Origin of the sequence: Falsihalocynthiibacter sp. CO-5D18 (genome assembly GCF_041205445.1) — a bacterium.
GTDB classification, from domain to species: Bacteria; Pseudomonadota; Alphaproteobacteria; order Rhodobacterales; family Rhodobacteraceae; genus Falsihalocynthiibacter; species Falsihalocynthiibacter arcticus.
Genome location: NZ_JBGFCF010000011.1, coordinates 49,567 through 67,026, shown reverse-complemented (window position 1 = coordinate 67,026; position 17,460 = coordinate 49,567). Strand labels below are relative to the sequence as shown.

Below are 17,460 nucleotides of genomic sequence, written 5' to 3'. Positions count from 1 at the left end.
AAGCGCCCACCGTTAGATGGCGGGCGCTAACTCTTATTCTACGACGGTAACTGTCGACATATAGTCAGGGTCGGAAACCGATCCGCCCTGCCCTGTGCCGAGTTTGATCGCGTCAACCACGTCCATACCTGCGATCACATGGCCGACAACGGTGTATTGACCGTCCAAATGGGGCGCAGGGGCGAACATGATGAAGAACTGACTGTTCGCAGAATCGGGACTTTGCGAACGGGCCATGCCCACAGCGCCGCGGTTGAACGTCTCAGCCGAGAATTCGGCTTTGAGATCGTCATAAACCGAGCCGCCAGTGCCCGCGAGATCCAAATCTCCGTCCATCTTCGCGTTTTCAACGTCGCCTGTTTGCGCCATGAAACCGTCGATAACACGGTGAAATGCCACATTGTCATAGGCGCCTTCGTTGGCGAGGGTCACGATACGTTCGACGTGTTTGGGGGCAACGTCGGACAATAGATCGATGACGATCTGCCCTTCTGTGCCACCAGCGACGTCAATCACGAGGTTCGGGCCGGGGCCGTCTTCGGCGAGCGCGGTCTGTGCATTTGCGGTTTGATCCATCATGAACCAAGCGCCAAAAACAGCGACGCCCAGAATGCCAAGACCCGCTGCAATCATGTCATTGTTACGCATCGGCGGCAACTTTCATGCTGATCATACGATCGGGGTTTTCAGGAGGCTCGCCCACAACGATTGCGTCGACGTGTTCCATGCCTGATTTAACTTGACCATAGACAGTGTATTGACCGTTCAAGAAGTCATTGTCGGAAAAGTTGATGAAAAACTGGGAGTTAGCCGAGTTTGGGTTGGCCGAACGCGCCGCACCAATCGAGCCGCGTGCGTGGGGAATTTTAGAGAATTCTGCTGGAACATCAGGCATCTCGGAGGCACCAGTGCCAGCGCGACGCAGGTTAAAATCGTTTTCCATGTTGCCATGCGCCACGTCGCCAGTTTGCGCCATAAAGCCAGGAATGACGCGGTGGAACGCGACGTTGTCATAGGCGCCAGAGCGCGCCAGTTCTTTCATCCGCGCAACGTGGGCAGGTGCCACATCAGGAAGCAATTCGATGACGACGGTGCCGCCTTTTAGTTCGAGCAAGATTGTGTTTTCGGGATCTTTGTAATCAGTCATTTCAATGTCCTTATAGCGTGGTTTGCCTGAACTTATGCGCGATAGAGCCAAAGGAAAAGAGGCAAATGCTTGACGCGAGCCGCAAGATACTGTGTGAAAGGGCAAATCACCTTCAAAACAGGAGCCTACACATGGCTTGGAAAACCCTTGACGACATGGATCTCGCCCAAAAACGCGTGTTGGTCCGTGTGGATATCAACGTGCCGGTTGCCGATGGAGTCGTTACCGACGACACGCGCATTCAACGTATTATCCCCACAGTACGCGATATTTTGGCCCGTGGCGGCAAACCCATTTTGATGGCGCATTATGGTCGTCCCAAGGGACAAGTGGTTCCAGAGATGAGCTTACGGATCGTTTTGCCCGCGCTTTCTGCGGCCCTTGGCCAAGAGGTTCTGTTTGCGGACGGGCAATACGGCGCAGCGGTTGAGGCGATGAAAGACGGTGAAGTTTTGTTGCTGGAAAACCTCCGGTTTGCGCCAGGTGAAGAGAAAAACGACCCGGCCTTTGCCGCGCGTTTGGCCGGATTGGGCGACATTTACTGCAACGACGCGTTTTCCGCCGCCCACCGCGCACATGCTTCCACCGAAGCGATCGCGCGCCTTTTGCCGTCCTGTGCAGGCCGTTTAATGCAGGCGGAATTGTCCGCGCTTGAGGGCGCGCTTAGCACCCCGAAACGCCCCGTAATGGCGGTTGTTGGTGGCGCGAAAGTCTCTACAAAACTTGAACTTTTGGGCAATTTGGTGGCCAAAGTTGATCACCTTGTCATCGGCGGCGGCATGGCGAATACCTTCCTTGCGGCGCAGGGCATCAATGTTGGCAAATCACTGGCCGAACATGAGATGACAGGCACGGCGTTGGAGATTTTGGCCAAGGCTAAAACCGCCAATTGTAATGTGATCCTGCCCGTAGATGTTGTGGTTGCGTGGGAATTTGCCGCGAATACAAAGAACGAAACGGTTGCCGCCGACGCCTGCCCCGCCGACGCGATGATTTTGGATGCTGGCCCCGCCACGGTCGCGATTATTTCGCAAGCTATGGCCGCCAGTGAAACCCTGATTTGGAATGGCCCCCTTGGTGCGTTTGAAATTGCACCGTTTGATACCGCGACCAATGCCGCCGCCGAGCAAGCCGCCGCGATGACCAAAGCTGGCAACTTGATCTCGGTTGCTGGCGGAGGCGACACGGTTGCCGCGCTTAACAAAACCGGAGCCGCCGAGGACTTCACCTATATCTCAACCGCGGGTGGCGCTTTTCTTGAGTGGATGGAAGGCAAAACCCTTCCGGGCGTTGCCGCTCTCGAAGGGTAATTTTTCTCAATAATCCAAAAGGCGCGCCCCGAAATGGCGCGCCTTTTTTTTGCGCAACTTTGTTCCATTATGTGAAATTCAACGCATCATTTCAGCCCGTTAGCGCAATCATCCGTCATGTTAACGCTATCAAACTTGAAACCACCTCCCTGCTCTGTATGACGACCCTATGGCCCAAAAATCATCTGCCAAAGAGGACATCATCCCATGAGAGCTACCCCCATCGTTCAGCAAATTCTTTCCAAATATGAAGGCGAGACACCCGGCGTAAAAGCCAATCTCTGCCGCATCCTGATGAACGGGGAACTCGGAGGCACGGGGAAAGTGATCATCCTTCCCGTGGATCAAGGGTTTGAACATGGTGGCGCACGCAGCTTCGCGGCCAACCCTGCCGCCTATGACCCCCACTATCACTATCAACTTGCCATCGACGCGGGCCTCAATGCTTTTGCCGCGCCGCTTGGTTTGCTTGAAGCTGGGGCAGACACTTTTGCAGGGCAAATCCCGACGATCCTCAAGGTGAACTCGGCGAATTCCTTGATCCCCAATGCGGCTCTGAAAGACCAAGCGATTACCGCAAGTGTTGACGATGCGCTGCGCATTGGCGCCTCGGCGATTGGCTTCACAATCTACCCCGGCTCCTCAGCTGGGCTTGATATGTTCGAAGAAATCAGCGCTATGCGCGAAGAAGCCGCGGCCAAAGGTGTGGCGACGGTAATCTGGTCCTACCCTCGCGGCGAAGCGCTTGATAAAAATGGTGAAACTGCGATCGATATCGCGGCCTACGCGGCGCAAATCGCGGCCCTTCTTGGGGCACATATCATCAAAATCAAGCTCTCGACCGACCATCTCTCCCTCCCTGAAGCCAAAGCGGTTTATGAGGAACAGAAGATTGATATCTCGACCCAAGCTGCGCGCGTGAAGCATTGCATGGACGCGAGTTTTGCCGGTCGTCGAATTGTTGTTTTCTCGGGCGGCGCCAAAAAGGGTGCGGACAGTGTGTATGACGATGCCCGCGCCATTCGCGACGGTGGCGGCAATGGGTCGATCATTGGCCGCAACAGTTTCCAACGGGATCGCGCCGATGCGCTGGCCATGTTGAGCAAGCTGGTCAACATCTACAAAGGCAACGAATAAGCCTCCTTCGCGCCAGTTCAAAAAACAATCAAAACCCCGGACACGCGTCTGGGTTTTTTTCGTTTTAGAACAGTGTCGTAAAAAAGTGATCATTCTGTGAATCAAGGGATTCACATGGGGAATCACTTGTGACATAAAGGGGGAGTGATCCTCCATAGAAGGGGACGCAAAGAGGCAGATATGAGTTATGTGAAGAAACGCCCCGCATATGGGGTTCTATTGTTCGGTGCTGGCGCGGTTGCGCTGTCCGTCTATTTTACCTTTGCCGCCGTTCAGGGCGATTACGGGGTGTTTCATCGCATTCAAATTCAAGCAGAAGTTGAAGTGCTCAAGGGTGAGTTGGAGGCCATTTCAGGTGAAGTGCGCGTGATGAAGAATAAGACCCATCGCCTGTCGGATGAGTACCTTGATCTTGATCTTCTGGATGAGCAAGCCCGCACCGTTCTTGGCCTTGTGCGCAGCAACGAAATCGTCGTTCGTTAATCTGTTAACGCGCTGAATTAACTCCCCCTTTAGGGAGTCGTAAATTTCTCCCTCGCTTTTTGCTCCCGTATGGAATATATATAGTTTAACGTTAAACTATATTCAAATCCACCTTTGCTTAGCGATAGAGGAGAATCCTATGGCCGCTCGGAAAACGTCAAAGAAACCAAATGTTTCTAAAGACGAATTGCTTACGTATTACCGCGAAATGTTATTGATCCGTCGATTCGAAGAAAAAGCGGGACAGCTTTATGGCATGGGTTTGATCGGTGGTTTCTGTCACCTGTACATTGGCCAAGAGGCCGTTGTGGTTGGCATTGAGGCCGCGACCGAAGAAGGCGACAAACGCGTCACCTCTTACCGCGATCACGGACATATGTTGGCCTGTGGCATGGACCCTAAAGGCGTTATGGCAGAACTTACCGGACGCGAAGGTGGCTACTCCAAAGGTAAGGGCGGCTCAATGCACATGTTTAGCAAAGAGAAGAACTTCTACGGCGGCCACGGGATCGTTGGCGCACAGGTGCCAATTGGTGCGGGCCTTGCTTTTGCCGACAAATATCTCGGCAACGACCGCGTATCCTTTGCCTATTTCGGCGATGGCGCAGCGAACCAAGGACAAGTTTACGAGACATTCAACATGGCCTCGCTTTGGAAATTGCCCGTTGTCTTCGTGATTGAGAACAACCAATACGCTATGGGCACCAGCCTTCAGCGCGCGTCCTCTTCCCCCGAACTTTATACACGCGGCGCAGGGTTTTCGATCCCCGGCGAAGCGGTCGATGGCATGGATGTGCTCGCGGTCAAAGAAGCAGCAGCCAAAGCCATTGCCCATTGTCGCGCTGGCGAAGGCCCTTATATTCTCGAAATGAAAACATATCGTTATCGTGGTCACTCAATGTCGGATCCGGCGAAATATCGCACGCGTGAAGAAGTTCAGAAGATGCGCGAAGAACGCGATTGTATCGATCAAGTGCGCACGATGTTGCTGACCGGTGATCATGCGACCGAAGATGAGCTAAAAGCCATAGATAAAGAGATCAAAGCGACCGTGAACGAGGCGGCAGAATTTGCCAAAGAAAGCCCCGAGCCCGCGCTCGCCGAGCTTTACACAGATATTTACGCCTAAGCGGACAGAGGAGACTTATACAATGGCTACAGAAATTCTAATGCCCGCGCTTTCCCCGACTATGGAGGAAGGCACATTGGCAAAATGGCTGGTTAAAGAAGGCGACGTTATCGAGAGCGGCATGATTATGGCCGAGATCGAGACCGACAAAGCGACGATGGAATTCGAAGCGGTCGATGAAGGTGTGATGGGCAAAATCCTGATCGCGGAGGGCACCGAAGGCGTCCCCGTCAACACACCGATTGCGATCTTGCTCGAAGAAGGCGACGACGCCAACGCCACGCCCGCGGCAGCGGCCACACCCGATGCCGCCACAGCTACTACATCTGCGGCGGTTGAGGCTGCGGCCCCTACCCCTGCGGTTGCAGCAGCGCCTGTACAGGTCAAAGTGCCAGACGAAACCGAAATCCCAGCGGGCACCGAAATGCGCCCAACAACAGTTCGCGAAGCCATCCGCGACGCGATGTCCGAAGAAATGCGACGCGACGACACTGTGTTCCTTATGGGCGAAGAAGTTGCCGAATACGAAGGCGCTTATAAGATTTCTCAAGGCATGTTGAATGAGTTTGGCGCCAAGCGCGTGATCGACACCCCAATCACCGAGCATGGGTTTGCGGGCATTGCCACCGGCGCGTCGTTCGGCGGTTTGCGTCCGATTGTGGAGTTCATGACCTTCAACTTCGCGATGCAAGCGATTGACCAAATCCTCAATTCAGCCGCCAAAACGCTATATATGTCGGGCGGTCAAATGGGCGCACCTATGGTGTTCCGCGGACCAAACGGTGCTGCGGCTCGTGTTGGCGCACAGCACAGCCAGTGTTATGCGGCATGGTATGCGGCAATCCCCGGCCTTAAAGTTGTCATGCCCTATTCGGCGGCAGACGCTAAAGGATTGATGAAAACCGCGATCCGCGACAACAACCCAGTGATCTTCCTTGAGAACGAAATTCTCTATGGCAAGACTTTTGATGTGCCCGTCATGGATGATTTCACCGTGCCGTTTGGTAAGGCCAAAATCTGGCGTGAAGGCACGGATGTGACCATCGTGTCCTTTGGGATTGGCATGACTTATTCCCTCGAAGCTGCGGATAAATTGGCCGAAGAAGGCATCTCGGCTGAGGTCATAGATCTGCGCACCTTGCGCCCAATCGACTATGACACGGTTCTGAAATCTGTGATGAAAACAAACCGTTGTGTGACTGTCGAAGAAGGCTATCCGGTGGGTGCCATCGGCAACCACATCTCGGCCACGATTATGGAACGCGCCTTTGACTATTTGGATGCACCCGTAATCAATTGCACAGGCAAGGACGTTCCGATGCCCTATGCTGCCAACCTTGAAAAACTTGCCTTGATCACAACGGCTGAAGTAATCGACGCCGTGAAACAAGTAACTTATCGTTAAGGAGAAACCGGATGCCAATCGAAATACTCATGCCCGCGCTTTCTCCAACGATGGAAGAAGGCACCCTCGCAAAATGGCTCGTTAAGGAAGGCGATACCGTCTCTTCTGGCGACCTGATTGCGGAAATCGAAACCGACAAAGCCACCATGGAATTTGAAGCCGTGGACGAAGGCGTTATTGGTAAAATCCTCGTTGCCGAAGGCACCGAGGGAGTTGCCGTCAACACTCTGATTGCTGTTCTCTTAGAGGATGGCGAAAGCGCAAGTGACATTGGTGCACCTGCTGCGGCCAAGAAAACAGAAGCCGCACCAGAAAAAGCAGAAAGTGTTGAAACAAGCCCGGCTGCCGCGTCTACCCCAGCAGCCCCCGCTGCGGCCTCGGGTGAACGCCTCTTCGCCTCCCCACTTGCGCGGCGGATTGCTGCGGATAAAGGTCTCGACTTGAGCGCTATTTCAGGATCGGGTCCAAAAGGACGGATCGTAAAAGCTGATGTAGAGAATGCAACGGCAGCGCCTAAATCCGCGCCAGCCACTTCTGCGGCTCCAGCCAAAGCGGCCCTAGCAACCGGAGCAGATGCAAGCCAAGTTGCCAAGATGTACGCAGATCGCGACTACGAAGAAATCACCCTTGACGGTATGCGCAAAACAATTGCTGCCCGCCTGACCGAAGCCAAGCAAACGGTGCCGCACTTCTATCTACGCCGTGATATCAAACTTGATGCTTTGCTCAAATTCCGTGGCACCCTCAACAAGCAGCTTGAAGCCCGTGGAGTAAAACTCTCGGTCAATGACTTCATCATAAAAGCGGTGGCGCTCGCCCTGCAACAAGTGCCTGAAGCCAACGCCGTATGGGCTGGGGATCGTGTACTTCAGATGAAATCCTCGGATGTTGCTGTTGCAGTCGCCATTGAAGGCGGTCTGTTTACCCCAGTGCTCCAAGATTCGCAGATGAAATCGCTCTCAGCCCTCTCCGCCGAAATGAAAGATTTGGCTGCGCGTGCGCGGACTCGCAAACTTGCGCCACACGAATATCAGGGCGGTTCGTTCGCGATTTCAAACCTCGGTATGTTTGGCATCGATAACTTTGATGCCATCGTGAATCCTCCACATGCTGGCATTTTGGCTGTGGGCGCCGGCAAGAAACGCCCTGTGGTTGGCGACGACGGCGAACTGACCGTCGCGACAGTTATGTCAGTCACCATGTCGGTCGACCACCGTGTTATTGACGGGGCGATTGGGGCGAACCTACTCAATGCAATCGTTGAAAACCTCGAAAACCCGATTGCGATGCTGGCTTAATTAGAAGTTACTGTTCAAACAAAAACGCCGGCGCTGTGAAGCGCCGGCGTTTTTGTTTTCAGTGTTCGTAAATCCCTATTTACCGATCACTTGGTTCATTGAAATCGAAGGCTGAGGGCATCCCGCTTCGCCCACAACCTTGGCAGGCACGCCAGCAACAGTTGTGCATGGCGGTACTTCGTGAAGTACAACCGAACCTGCCGCAATCCGACTGCAACGTCCGACTTTAATGTTGCCAAGAATTTTCGCGCCAGCTCCAATCAAGACGCCATCACCGATTTTCGGGTGGCGGTCGCCGCTCTCTTTGCCCGTGCCACCTAAGGTCACCGACTGCAAGATTGAAACGTTGTCGCCAACCACTGCGGTGCCACCGATAACAATCGAATGGGCGTGATCCATCATAATGCCTTTGCCGACTCTGGCCGCCGGATGTATATCGATGCCAAAGGCTTCGGAAATACGCATTTGTAAAAAGAACGCCATATCGAAACGCTCTTTTTTCCACAACCAGTGCCCAATCCGATAGGCTTGCATGGCCTGAAATCCTTTGAAGTAAAGGATGGGCTGAATATAACGATTACAGGCTGGATCCCGTTCGTTCACGGCAACAAGGTCTGCACGCGCGGCTTCAATCAAACTCGGATCGTCGGCATAAGCTTGATCTGCAATTTCCCGCAGTATCTGTTCCGACATTTCCGGCGACGCCAGCTTTAACGACAAACGGTACGCCAAGGCACCTTCTAGAGACGCATGATGCAGGAGAGAGCCGTGTAACATGCCGCCCATCAAAGGCTCGTCACGCACCGCCTCCTCTGCTTCATGGCAAATTCGCGACCAGACAGGATCAATCTCACTAATGTTTTTCTGCGCTTTCGCCATGATGTACCCTTTCAATTTCACCCCAGTCTACAACAGATAGGGAGAAATCAACAATCGCAAAGGTGTGATACAACATATTCGAAGAAGTTATGGAACTATGCTCGGTTTCGTTGCTTCATGCGCCACGCCAATAAACATTCAAATGTTAGCGCTAAAATCCCACAGTATTCCAAATCATCCAAGTACGGCTCCTTTGCTTGAGGACGCATATTCGCCGCCGCCATAAGGCTACCGTTTCCCCATAGCGGATGACACCGGCCGGTGGATTTTCGGTATTTATCCGCAGCCTCTGCCTCCGTCAGCATGAGTTGAAAAGCACTAACACGCCTCCTCTCTGGAAAACAAAGAAGAGCGCGCGCCGCTGCGGTCATATCCCCGTGCAAGACAGGCCGCATTTAAATGCTCGGAATCGTGAGTGAGTAATAGTGGATGGCTAGACGAACAGTCCCACTTGCAAAATCACCTCCGTCGGCCGTTAAAAGTAGGGAGGTAGGACTGTACTCGGTATACGGGGACGACAACGTACCACGTACATAGGAATTTGATGCGAGGCCCAGGCCGCTTCCAAACTGACTCAGGGACCCAGACTTCCCCAAACTCCAACTTGTCAGCGTCCCAGTCACGTCGCTCACGACCACTCCCGATACGCCAAAAAGCATCGCATGGGAGGGAATCATAACAGCGGTTGAGTTGGAACTTCCCGCGGAGATAACATGATCAAACTCCAAGACAGAAAACCCTGATTTCGCCCCGTTGGGTGATTGTGCAACGGCGCCCTGAGCCCAAGTCGATCCATCAAACAGAGCTAAATAAGCCTGATCTGCAATCCAGGCTCTCCAGCCCGTTTGAGGATTGGAAAAGACCCATCCTCCATTGGAAAAAATTGCGACCTCGCCATCATGGCCAGCCCATGCATTCACCCCTCCGATTGGCACACCATAGGATGCCCCGTCCGACGCGGACAACGGCGGCGTCCCCGTTGAAATTGAGATCAAAATCAATTGGGTTAACCCATCCAGTTTCGCGAGGCTTTCGTTGACCGTAATATGCTTTTGCGCTTGGCTCGGCTGTACCAATGGCAAGCCCAAATTTCCAGTATTAGTCATTGATTTCAATCCTTCTAAAGGGGCCAGCACCAAAACGCTGGGAGACTTGGGCAACTTCCAACCCAAAGGGAGCACTCACACCATCTTGGGCGATCTGAGCTGTGGTATAGGTGTAGTTTGAGGAGGTCGTCGTGACCTCTCGGACGATATTATTTCCGTCCAAAACACGCAAAATATAGCTTTCGGATTCTTCATTTAAAGGGACATCAATTCCCGACCATGTATCGCCGCCAAATCGTGTGCGCCGGATCCACGAAACTTCCAAGTTTGCTCCGTCATGCTTTCCTTGAACATGCACGGGCGCATATGGGCGCAAGCCTATGCCTTGAAATGCTTCGCTGATGTAAACATAACTCGGATCGTCGAAAGACCGTGTCGATGGACCTATTCGATAATGACGTTCCAGCCCTTGTGAGGCGGCCGAAATGTCGATTTGTTGGGGCGTACCATCCAGCAAAACAAAGTGACTTCCCACAGGCCAGCTGTCTGGGACGATTGCGTCACTGCCCAATTGACCGCGAAGCCGCAAACTTAATTCATAGGTATCTTTGTCAACGAGAGTGGCTTCGGCAAATTGGAACACCTCCCAATTCTCGCTAGTTCCATCCCCGATGGCGGCTAAATTCCTTCCGTTCAACAGTCCTTCCCAAGTCATGGAGGACAAGGCTCCTCCGTAAACTTTTACCCGAAGTGGTGCGCCCCGATCTGGCAATCCAGTGTGGGCTTTTACCAATGCAGTTCGTGTTTCACCAATCGTTGAGGATGTACCAACGAGTGTATTTAGCGTGTATCCCGCATCTTCCGAAGATCCATAAACAGCAACTGACCCAGGCCAGGGCGTGGCGGTAATAGCAAGGTGAGGAGCGTTGGGGTTTTCGTCCCCTGACAGTAGTGGTAAATCCAAAAAGACCGGATACACGGGAACCGGAGCGGTAAACCCCCGAACGCCAATTGGCTCCGATGTGGCGTCACTTGGCGTGTAAATCTCGTGCTCAACGCGAACCGCGTCCAGAATTTGAGCACCCCCCTGTTCTACATTATCAACCCTATAGAGCGCCTCCCCACCGGCTTCTTCAAAGCGTAGAATATCTCCGGCACCAATCTCCATTTCTGACATCGGCATAGCAAAGCGCACAGTGTCACGAGCAACCCGGCTTTCTGCCAACCAGCGTTCCACAATTGCGCGCGCTTCGGTTTGCGTCAAAGCAAGAGGCAACTCAGACTGGGAGACCATATAGGTCACCTCGTCTGGATGAATGGCCTCTGTAGCGCGAACTTCAAAATCGCCATCGTTTTCAACAAAGGTCAGGCGAATTCGGCCAGCCACTTCCGCGACGGGTGCTCTTGAAGTCTGAACGAGAGCATCCTGATCTGGGAGGATCGCAAGCTTTTCAGTTTCAATATCCAAATCTGGCAAGCCGCTTCGCGTTTTGAAAACCAAAGTGCCATCGCGCTCAATGGCTTCGAATCCATAAGCAAGCATCAGCGGTTGCAAGGCTGACCGCGCGCCAGAAATATCCGAAACTTGGTACCCTCGCACGAACCCGTATAACTTCGATGTATCGTAATCCTTGACGCCCGATCTCTCACATATCTCAGCGACAACTGAGGAAAGGGATCTTGCACCAGTACGACCGTTCAGCCAGTGACCGCGCTCATAGTTCTTACCGTCGCTCCAAACACTGAGGGCGTTTGGAAAATATGGGTAGGGTCGCGCATCCCATGCCCAAACATGCGCTTTTTTCATGTCGAGCATTTGAATTCCAGTATCATCGGATACAGGGTTATTGGCGGGGGTATTCCAATAGGAATACAGAGCGCGTAAGTATTGCATTTGAACAAAATCGTCCCGCGTGCCATCTGAGTGGTTCGGAAGGCTGCTTTCACTCGATTTTGCATCAATAAATTTGTTGGGTTGATTTGTACCTTTATTCACAGCCGCACAACCGATTTCCGTAAACCAGATTGGTTTACTACTAGGCGTCCAATTTGTTGATGTGGCCTGACGGATCCCACTTATGCGTTCATGATGAGGGTTCTGCCACCAGTTCTTTATGTCTTTATAGCGCCAAACCCATGCTTCGTCATACGCCCCATCTTCTATTGGCGTGCGGATTTGGGCAGCTCTCGCTTCTGAGGAATGGTAGTACCAGTCGTAGCCTTCCCCGCCCTCAATGTTGGATTTCAAGTAGTCCAAATTGTAAATCGAGCCCCAAGACGCATCGAGGTGATCTTGCCCCTCACGCCAGTCAGACATCGGCATATAGTTGTCAATTCCGATAAAATCGATATCTGCACACGCCCAGAGGGGGTCGAGGTGAAACAGCGCATCACCAGAACCATCCTGTGGATGATACCCAAAATATTCGCTCCAATCGGCCGCATATCCAATTTTTGTTTCACTCCCAAGAATGCTGCGAACATCTGCAGCAAGCGAAACCAATTGTGCAACGGCTGGAAAGCTTCCATTTGCGCCGCGAATTTGCGTCACTCCGCGCATTTCAGAACCGATACAAAATGCCGAAACTCCACCAGAAACTTCACACAAATGCGCGTAATGAAGTATGAACCTGCGATAACTCCACTCATCTGGCCCCGTGTAATTCACACCAGTTGCTGTTTGGTTGAAATCATTCGCAGACGCTGTGCCAAAGAAACTCTCGATCTCGTCCTCGGCGACCACAGTTTTATCAGGTGAACCAGACTGCCCAGGGGCCACAGAAAGTGTTATTCGACCGCGCCACGGAAGGGCCGGCTGATCGGCAGCCCCTGTATAAGGGTCGGACAATCCATTTCCGTCAATTTGATCCATCAAAATAAACGGATAAAAAACAACGTCTTGCCCCGAAGAATTGATATCAGTAATGGCTTCAATCACCGATTGGTCCGTGGGGGTGCCACCATAAATCGTTCGATCATCAATTTTGACGATTTCTTCCGCACCCAAACGATCCAAACTGGAAACCTGCCACGGCATTCCGAATCCATCAGAAATGGTTTGTTCAACTTTCGGCTTCAGTGAACAACTACCGGCCCTCAAATCATCGCCAAACCAACTCACAACCATCGATATAGATTTACACGCGGGCAACTCTTCTCGGAGCGCATCCATAGACGTCAAAAAATCTGTTTTCCCCGACGGAGAGTTGACGTTGACAGAAGTGTTCACACCTAAGCCACTCTGGAAATGGACTGGCGTCGTGGCCAAAGTATATTCCCCCGTCCCTGGTATTAAAGCCACGCCTTCAATCATATTGACGGGATCATCGACAGCATTTGTAATCTCGGGCTGTGCAGGCCGCACAACTTCAAAACTAAACTGAGGAAAACGATTTCCAAACTGCCCCAAAGGCAAGTCTTCAAACACGATATATGCAATTCCACGATAGGCGGGTACATTTCCCGCTCCTTGAATTGCCTCCATTTTCGGATCGGGCATCTGGGTACTGTCCCCCCGATAAAAGCGCATATTCAAGTTTTCGGACGATATTTCAACGCCATCGGCCCACACACGACCAACCCGTGTAATCTCGCCCTCACATAGTGCAACCGCAGCACTTACCGAGTACGCATAACTCGTGACCGATGGGCCTTTGGGCGCGCCTTTGCCACCACTGCGCGTGGTGCTTTTTTCTTCTTTGAAGCGCGTGGACCATATTACCTGCCCGGGTACGCGCATGCGCCCATAGAGTTGTGGGATTGCGGTACCTTCGCTCGCCCCCATAATCCGGAACCGATCCACGCGGCCGGTTTCGACGGCCTGCGATCCAGACCCCATAAGGCGTTGATCGATAACTCGGCCAAGGGTCGCACCAACAGCGCGCCCAATGATCGCAGACGAAATGCCAAGTGCAGCTCCCCCAAAAGAGGCGCCTAAACTATAACCAATCGCAGAAAGAACTATCGTCGCCATTAGGACCCCTCCTCGGGAAACTCAAATCGCGCCACAATTCGGCGCTGCCACGGCGCACTCAGGGGGCTTTCCAGCACCCCGTGCCCTGAATATGCATGAATAAAACTTGGCTCAGATCCGACATTCCCTTGAATGCCAAGATGCTTAGCAACAGCGCCAACGCGCATCCGAAACAACAGAACGTCCCCCATTGCCGCATGATCAAGGGGCTTCGCAATTAGATGCACAAGCGCGGCTTCCCAGAGTTCTTCAACCCCCTGAGGTTCGCTCCAGTCATTCGTATAGGCTGGCACCCGCGTTGGCTCAAACCCCAATACTTCCCGCCAAACCCCACGTAAAAGACCTAGGCAGTCAGTGCCCGCGCCTTTTTGCGACGCTTGGTGGCGGTATGGTGTCCGAAGCCACGAACGCGCGGCTTGTACGATCAACTCGCTTTGCATCAGCCCACCTCAACCGTTTGTTGAGAAGAAACAAGTTGGCCCCCTTCGTTAACGTCTCCCGATGACGGATAGCTCATAAGCCAATCTTCCCCAGGAATGTCTGGAAACCCTTGGTAGTTTAGAAAATTCTGGAATTTCAACTGGCACGTTTTTACACGTTTGTCACATCCAGCTTCAAACCGAACAAGATCACCGGAGTCCAACGACAATCGAATGGCTTCCCAAAGTTCAATCGTGCGACCTTTGTCCGTGAGGCGGTCATTCTTGATAAAGCCAATAAGCCCTTTTGCATTCCCACTTAGAACTTTAAAACGACCGCGCTCAAACCACCGATCATCAAACCCTAGAAAGTCATCAAAAAACATCTCGCGCGCGTTTTTTATTGTCTCGACAGGACGCGTCGTAACATAGCCAGCAGTATCAAGATTAAAGCGGCAAGAATGATCTCCCAGTACAGCAGAGCAAGGTTTTTGGTAGGTCCGTCCTTGGGGTTGATTTAGCGCTTCTGTTAGACCGCGCAACTCAGCTTGAAACGCCCCATCTCCACGCGTCAATTCACCGATTGTACCGCGAAACTGGAGCGTTCTTTCGATTGGATTCTGCCAATTGACTAGCCACGCCAAAACCTGTGCCCCGTCATAGCGCCCGGCTGCGATATCTTCTTCGCGAATTGTGTCGCTGTTGAGCGCACCTAGGGCTTCAGTATTATCTACTGCAAGGCCCGTCGTTTGCTGTAGCGCACGCGCCGTAAGCCCCGTATTGGCGAGAAAATCAACGCCATCGAAGGCAATGTTTTCGTCGTGATCCGTAAAACCGAGGGAAATACCATCGGTTCGCGTAACCGCCCAACAGCGGCTAACACTCGTGATACCCGACTTAAGATGCGTTTTCAGTTCTGGAGAAAGTGTCATTATACACGCACCTCAACAATCGGCACATTTGGCACATCACCCGCTTGAAAGCTTGCAACGGACGTGTGGATTCTATCGGCATCGAAACGGACAGGGACGTCAAACTCAAAACCAGCCGTGATCGCGACGCCTACATCTGGTGGGTGCGAGAATGCGACGAGGCCCGTCGAAAAGTCGATGTCAAAATCGATACTTTCCTGTAGAATATCCCCCTGGATCCCAAGACGAACAGTCCCTTCAACGGGTTTTTTAATAGGCCGTGTATAGGTGTAGCTCCCAGACTCGTAAGTCTTATTGAGTTGCCACACGGCCTGCAATCCGTCCCCATGCGCGATGACTTGATCCTCAAACGTTGGCTCCATTGAGGGGCGTCCAGATTTAAAATCCGACCAGTCTTTCCACCGGAAGCCATGAAGTTGCCCGCGCCGCGCCTCAAAAAACGAAATCAACAACTCAATGTCATCAAGGGAGCGCATTCCAACACCCGCGTCATAGCGGCGCCGAGAATGCGCCCACGGCGTGTTGCGCTCTTCAAAACCATTGGCGAGCGTGACAACATCTGTCTTGCGTTCTGGTCCGCCAACAGACCCGAAACTCAAGGATGCTGGAAACCTTACCTCATGAAAACCCATCGTAATTCCTCCCTACGCGTTGCGCTGACCACGTCCCATGGCACGACTTAACTGCGCCGCGATTTGTCCCTGACTGCGCTGGAAACCCTGCGCATCTGGGGTACTAATGTTCATGGTAATATTCACGGGACGGCCTCCCCCTTGGGTTTTCACCCCGAGACTGCCATCTGCCCCTCGCGCCAAAGGCATGATCGCTTCCGGACCTGCCTCCCCCATCAAGCCCATGCCGCCACGCATCGGAAAGTTCATCGGGCCGGAAATCACGCCCCCCTTCGCAAACGGCATGACTTTGCCTTGAGTAAACGCTCCACCCTTTTGAAAGGGGATCGCACCGGAGACCGCATTGCTAACCGAGGTCGCAATGATTCCACCGAGTTGGTTGGTCACTGGCTTGATTGCTGCAGCATAAGCGGTATCGATCATGGACTTCGCTACCGTATTGAGAGCATCCGAAAGCTTCATGCCGTCAAACGCAAGCCCGTCAAATGCTCGCCGCAGCCCGCGTCCAATTCCTTTCGAGAGCGTATCAACTTCGTTGCCCGTTGCACTCAAAGTTTCGCGCATCTTGATCAATTCTGCATCAAATGCGGCCGCCATTGCCACCGCACCACTCATGCTGTTTTCAAGGGAGTCGACCCTCTCATCAAATTGGCCAATACCATCTACATCTTGGATCATGATCGCGCTCCTGATTTTTTATGTGTTCAAAACGTCGGGATACAGGCGCGACAAATCCTCAAGCCGGCTGCGGCTCAAGGGCATTTGTTGTTCCTCGCTGCCCAACATCATCATCAATTCCGCCGGGGTGAGCCGCCAAAACTCTTCTGGTTGAAGGCCCAATCCGCGAAGCCCCGCACGCATAAGCGCAGGCCAGTCCATGCCGTATCCTTCTCCAATCGCCACTAAAGCGCTCCGGCTTCAGAGGTTCCGGGGATGGTGAACGCAAGGGCCAACAATTGTGCCGCAATACGGGCTGCTTCAATCGGTCCGCCCGCAATATCGGCCTGCAATAAGTCCTCACTGCGCCCTTGCCACCCACCGCCGCGAAGCCCAGCTACAATGAGTGCCAGAACATCGCGCGTGGAGTATTTGCCCGATTCAAAACGCTCAACCAAGTCAATGAGCGTTCCCGTTGCCAGCGTACTTTCGAGCTCAGCGAGTGACCCAAGCGTTAGCTTGAGAGCGCGACGTTCCCCATCCAGAGTAAGCTCAACCTCTCCTGCCCACGGATTCGCCATTACAGCGCTGTGAACTGAAGCGCGCCCGCAGACGCCATCGACAAGTCGTAGGTTGCCTCGCCATTGTGGCTTCCCGAGTATTCAATCGAGTTCACTTGAAACGGCCCTTCGACAACGCCGAAATCGGGTATAATCACCTGAAAATTCGGAATTTCTCCGTCGAAGAAAATTTGGCGCGCACGCTCATCGGTTCCCTCATCTTTGAAAATCCCCGAACCACTAATCGAGGCTGTTTTTACCCCCGCACCGCCGAGCAATTCGCGCCAACCGCCTTGGCTCTCAAGGCTCGTGACATCCACGCTCTCTGCATTAAAACTGATCCGCGTGGCCCGAAGCCCAGCGATAGTCTCAAACAACCCGCCACCGGTCATGTCGAGCTTGATAAGTAGGTCTTTGCCGTTTTGGGCTACCATGGTCATTACTCCAAAATTT

At 52.9% G+C, this 17,460-nt stretch carries 18 protein-coding genes; 6 read left to right on the top strand and 12 right to left on the bottom strand.

The window, feature by feature from the left end; genetic code table 11:
- Window positions 1–33 precede the first annotated feature (33 nt).
- Both AB9F27_RS14865 and AB9F27_RS14860 read right to left on the bottom strand, forming a co-directional pair.
- Entirely contained in the window at window positions 34–648 is a 615-nt protein-coding gene (locus AB9F27_RS14865) for a peptidylprolyl isomerase (RefSeq protein ID WP_335584242.1), read from the bottom strand.
- Entirely contained in the window at window positions 641–1,147 is a 507-nt protein-coding gene (locus tag AB9F27_RS14860; protein WP_039002075.1) for a peptidylprolyl isomerase, read from the bottom strand. Before AB9F27_RS14860 ends, AB9F27_RS14865 begins: the two co-directional genes overlap by 8 nt.
- A 131-nt stretch (window positions 1,148–1,278) precedes the next feature.
- Here AB9F27_RS14860 and AB9F27_RS14855 point away from each other — a divergent pair, with 131 nt between their 5' ends.
- The 6 genes from AB9F27_RS14855 to AB9F27_RS14830 all read left to right on the top strand — a co-directional run bounded on the left by AB9F27_RS14855 (window position 1,279) and on the right by AB9F27_RS14830 (window position 7,909).
- Window positions 1,279–2,457, top strand: coding sequence for a phosphoglycerate kinase (locus AB9F27_RS14855; protein WP_335584243.1), 1,179 nt, complete (start codon window positions 1,279–1,281; stop codon window positions 2,455–2,457).
- 207 nt (window positions 2,458–2,664) lie between these two features.
- Window positions 2,665–3,594 (top strand): class I fructose-bisphosphate aldolase, encoded by a 930-nt coding sequence (locus AB9F27_RS14850; RefSeq protein ID WP_335584244.1) that lies wholly within the window; start codon window positions 2,665–2,667, stop codon window positions 3,592–3,594.
- Between the two features lie 180 nt (window positions 3,595–3,774).
- Window positions 3,775–4,077 carry a septum formation initiator family protein gene (locus AB9F27_RS14845; protein ID WP_335584245.1) on the top strand — a complete coding sequence of 101 codons (303 nt, stop codon included), beginning with the start codon at window positions 3,775–3,777 and terminating at the stop codon, window positions 4,075–4,077.
- A gap of 139 nt (window positions 4,078–4,216) precedes the next feature.
- Window positions 4,217–5,206 (top strand): pyruvate dehydrogenase (acetyl-transferring) E1 component subunit alpha, encoded by a 990-nt coding sequence (gene pdhA, locus AB9F27_RS14840; RefSeq protein WP_335584246.1) that lies wholly within the window; start codon window positions 4,217–4,219, stop codon window positions 5,204–5,206.
- Window positions 5,207–5,228: 22 nt separating this feature from the next.
- Entirely contained in the window at window positions 5,229–6,611 is a 1,383-nt protein-coding gene (locus tag AB9F27_RS14835; RefSeq protein WP_335584247.1) for a pyruvate dehydrogenase complex E1 component subunit beta, read from the top strand.
- A gap of 11 nt (window positions 6,612–6,622) precedes the next feature.
- On the top strand, window positions 6,623–7,909 hold the full coding sequence (locus AB9F27_RS14830; protein ID WP_335584248.1) for a pyruvate dehydrogenase complex dihydrolipoamide acetyltransferase: 1,287 nt from the start codon (window positions 6,623–6,625) through the stop codon (window positions 7,907–7,909).
- A 75-nt stretch (window positions 7,910–7,984) separates the two neighbouring features.
- Here AB9F27_RS14830 and cysE read toward each other — a convergent pair whose 3' ends face one another.
- The 10 genes from cysE to AB9F27_RS14780 all read right to left on the bottom strand — a co-directional run bounded on the left by cysE (window position 7,985) and on the right by AB9F27_RS14780 (window position 17,441).
- Window positions 7,985–8,788, bottom strand: coding sequence for a serine O-acetyltransferase (gene cysE / locus AB9F27_RS14825; protein ID WP_039002068.1), 804 nt, complete (start codon window positions 8,786–8,788; stop codon window positions 7,985–7,987).
- Window positions 8,789–9,183: 395 nt separating this feature from the next.
- A complete protein-coding gene (locus AB9F27_RS14820; protein WP_335584249.1) occupies window positions 9,184–9,894 on the bottom strand; it encodes a DUF2793 domain-containing protein in 711 nt (236 codons plus the stop codon).
- Window positions 9,887–13,807 carry a glycoside hydrolase/phage tail family protein gene (locus AB9F27_RS14815; RefSeq protein ID WP_335584250.1) on the bottom strand — a complete coding sequence of 1,307 codons (3,921 nt, stop codon included), beginning with the start codon at window positions 13,805–13,807 and terminating at the stop codon, window positions 9,887–9,889. The genes AB9F27_RS14820 and AB9F27_RS14815 overlap by 8 nt, the downstream gene beginning before the upstream one ends.
- The gene (locus AB9F27_RS14810; RefSeq protein WP_335584251.1) at window positions 13,807–14,247 is read right to left on the bottom strand and encodes an NlpC/P60 family protein; all 441 of its coding nucleotides are present in this window, start codon (window positions 14,245–14,247) and stop codon (window positions 13,807–13,809) included. Before AB9F27_RS14810 ends, AB9F27_RS14815 begins: the two co-directional genes overlap by 1 nt.
- The gene (locus AB9F27_RS14805) at window positions 14,247–15,158 is read right to left on the bottom strand and encodes a DUF2163 domain-containing protein (RefSeq protein ID WP_335584252.1); all 912 of its coding nucleotides are present in this window, start codon (window positions 15,156–15,158) and stop codon (window positions 14,247–14,249) included. The genes AB9F27_RS14810 and AB9F27_RS14805 overlap by 1 nt, the downstream gene beginning before the upstream one ends.
- Window positions 15,158–15,790, bottom strand: a complete 633-nt coding sequence (locus AB9F27_RS14800) for a DUF2460 domain-containing protein (protein ID WP_335584253.1) — start codon at window positions 15,788–15,790, stop codon at window positions 15,158–15,160. Before AB9F27_RS14800 ends, AB9F27_RS14805 begins: the two co-directional genes overlap by 1 nt.
- A 12-nt stretch (window positions 15,791–15,802) precedes the next feature.
- The gene (locus tag AB9F27_RS14795; protein WP_369756107.1) at window positions 15,803–16,465 is read right to left on the bottom strand and encodes a phage tail tape measure protein; all 663 of its coding nucleotides are present in this window, start codon (window positions 16,463–16,465) and stop codon (window positions 15,803–15,805) included.
- A gap of 21 nt (window positions 16,466–16,486) precedes the next feature.
- Window positions 16,487–16,693, bottom strand: coding sequence for a rcc01693 family protein (locus AB9F27_RS14790; protein ID WP_369757902.1), 207 nt, complete (start codon window positions 16,691–16,693; stop codon window positions 16,487–16,489).
- The gene (locus AB9F27_RS14785) at window positions 16,693–17,028 is read right to left on the bottom strand and encodes a gene transfer agent family protein (RefSeq protein ID WP_335584255.1); all 336 of its coding nucleotides are present in this window, start codon (window positions 17,026–17,028) and stop codon (window positions 16,693–16,695) included. Before AB9F27_RS14785 ends, AB9F27_RS14790 begins: the two co-directional genes overlap by 1 nt.
- Entirely contained in the window at window positions 17,028–17,441 is a 414-nt protein-coding gene (locus tag AB9F27_RS14780) for a phage major tail protein, TP901-1 family (RefSeq protein ID WP_335584256.1), read from the bottom strand. Before AB9F27_RS14780 ends, AB9F27_RS14785 begins: the two co-directional genes overlap by 1 nt.
- Window positions 17,442–17,460: the final 19 nt, after the last annotated feature.

Excerpts from the sequence above, each read along its gene's own strand:
- AB9F27_RS14865 (WP_335584242.1), bottom strand. The coding sequence starts at position 648 with ATGCGTAACAATGACATGATTGCAGCGGGTCTTGGCATTCTGGGCGTC.
- AB9F27_RS14860 (WP_039002075.1), bottom strand. The coding sequence starts at position 1,147 with ATGACTGATTACAAAGATCCCGAAAACACAATCTTGCTCGAACTAAAA.
- AB9F27_RS14855 (WP_335584243.1), top strand. The coding sequence starts at position 1,279 with ATGGCTTGGAAAACCCTTGACGACATGGATCTCGCCCAAAAACGCGTG.
- AB9F27_RS14850 (WP_335584244.1), top strand. The coding sequence starts at position 2,665 with ATGAGAGCTACCCCCATCGTTCAGCAAATTCTTTCCAAATATGAAGGC.
- AB9F27_RS14845 (WP_335584245.1), top strand. The coding sequence starts at position 3,775 with ATGAGTTATGTGAAGAAACGCCCCGCATATGGGGTTCTATTGTTCGGT.
- pdhA (WP_335584246.1), top strand. The coding sequence starts at position 4,217 with ATGGCCGCTCGGAAAACGTCAAAGAAACCAAATGTTTCTAAAGACGAA.
- AB9F27_RS14835 (WP_335584247.1), top strand. The coding sequence starts at position 5,229 with ATGGCTACAGAAATTCTAATGCCCGCGCTTTCCCCGACTATGGAGGAA.
- AB9F27_RS14830 (WP_335584248.1), top strand. The coding sequence starts at position 6,623 with ATGCCAATCGAAATACTCATGCCCGCGCTTTCTCCAACGATGGAAGAA.
- cysE (WP_039002068.1), bottom strand. The coding sequence starts at position 8,788 with ATGGCGAAAGCGCAGAAAAACATTAGTGAGATTGATCCTGTCTGGTCG.
- AB9F27_RS14820 (WP_335584249.1), bottom strand. The coding sequence starts at position 9,894 with ATGACTAATACTGGAAATTTGGGCTTGCCATTGGTACAGCCGAGCCAA.
- AB9F27_RS14815 (WP_335584250.1), bottom strand. The coding sequence starts at position 13,807 with ATGGCGACGATAGTTCTTTCTGCGATTGGTTATAGTTTAGGCGCCTCT.
- AB9F27_RS14810 (WP_335584251.1), bottom strand. The coding sequence starts at position 14,247 with ATGCAAAGCGAGTTGATCGTACAAGCCGCGCGTTCGTGGCTTCGGACA.
- AB9F27_RS14805 (WP_335584252.1), bottom strand. The coding sequence starts at position 15,158 with ATGACACTTTCTCCAGAACTGAAAACGCATCTTAAGTCGGGTATCACG.
- AB9F27_RS14800 (WP_335584253.1), bottom strand. The coding sequence starts at position 15,790 with ATGGGTTTTCATGAGGTAAGGTTTCCAGCATCCTTGAGTTTCGGGTCT.
- AB9F27_RS14785 (WP_335584255.1), bottom strand. The coding sequence starts at position 17,028 with ATGGCGAATCCGTGGGCAGGAGAGGTTGAGCTTACTCTGGATGGGGAA.
- AB9F27_RS14780 (WP_335584256.1), bottom strand. The coding sequence starts at position 17,441 with ATGGTAGCCCAAAACGGCAAAGACCTACTTATCAAGCTCGACATGACC.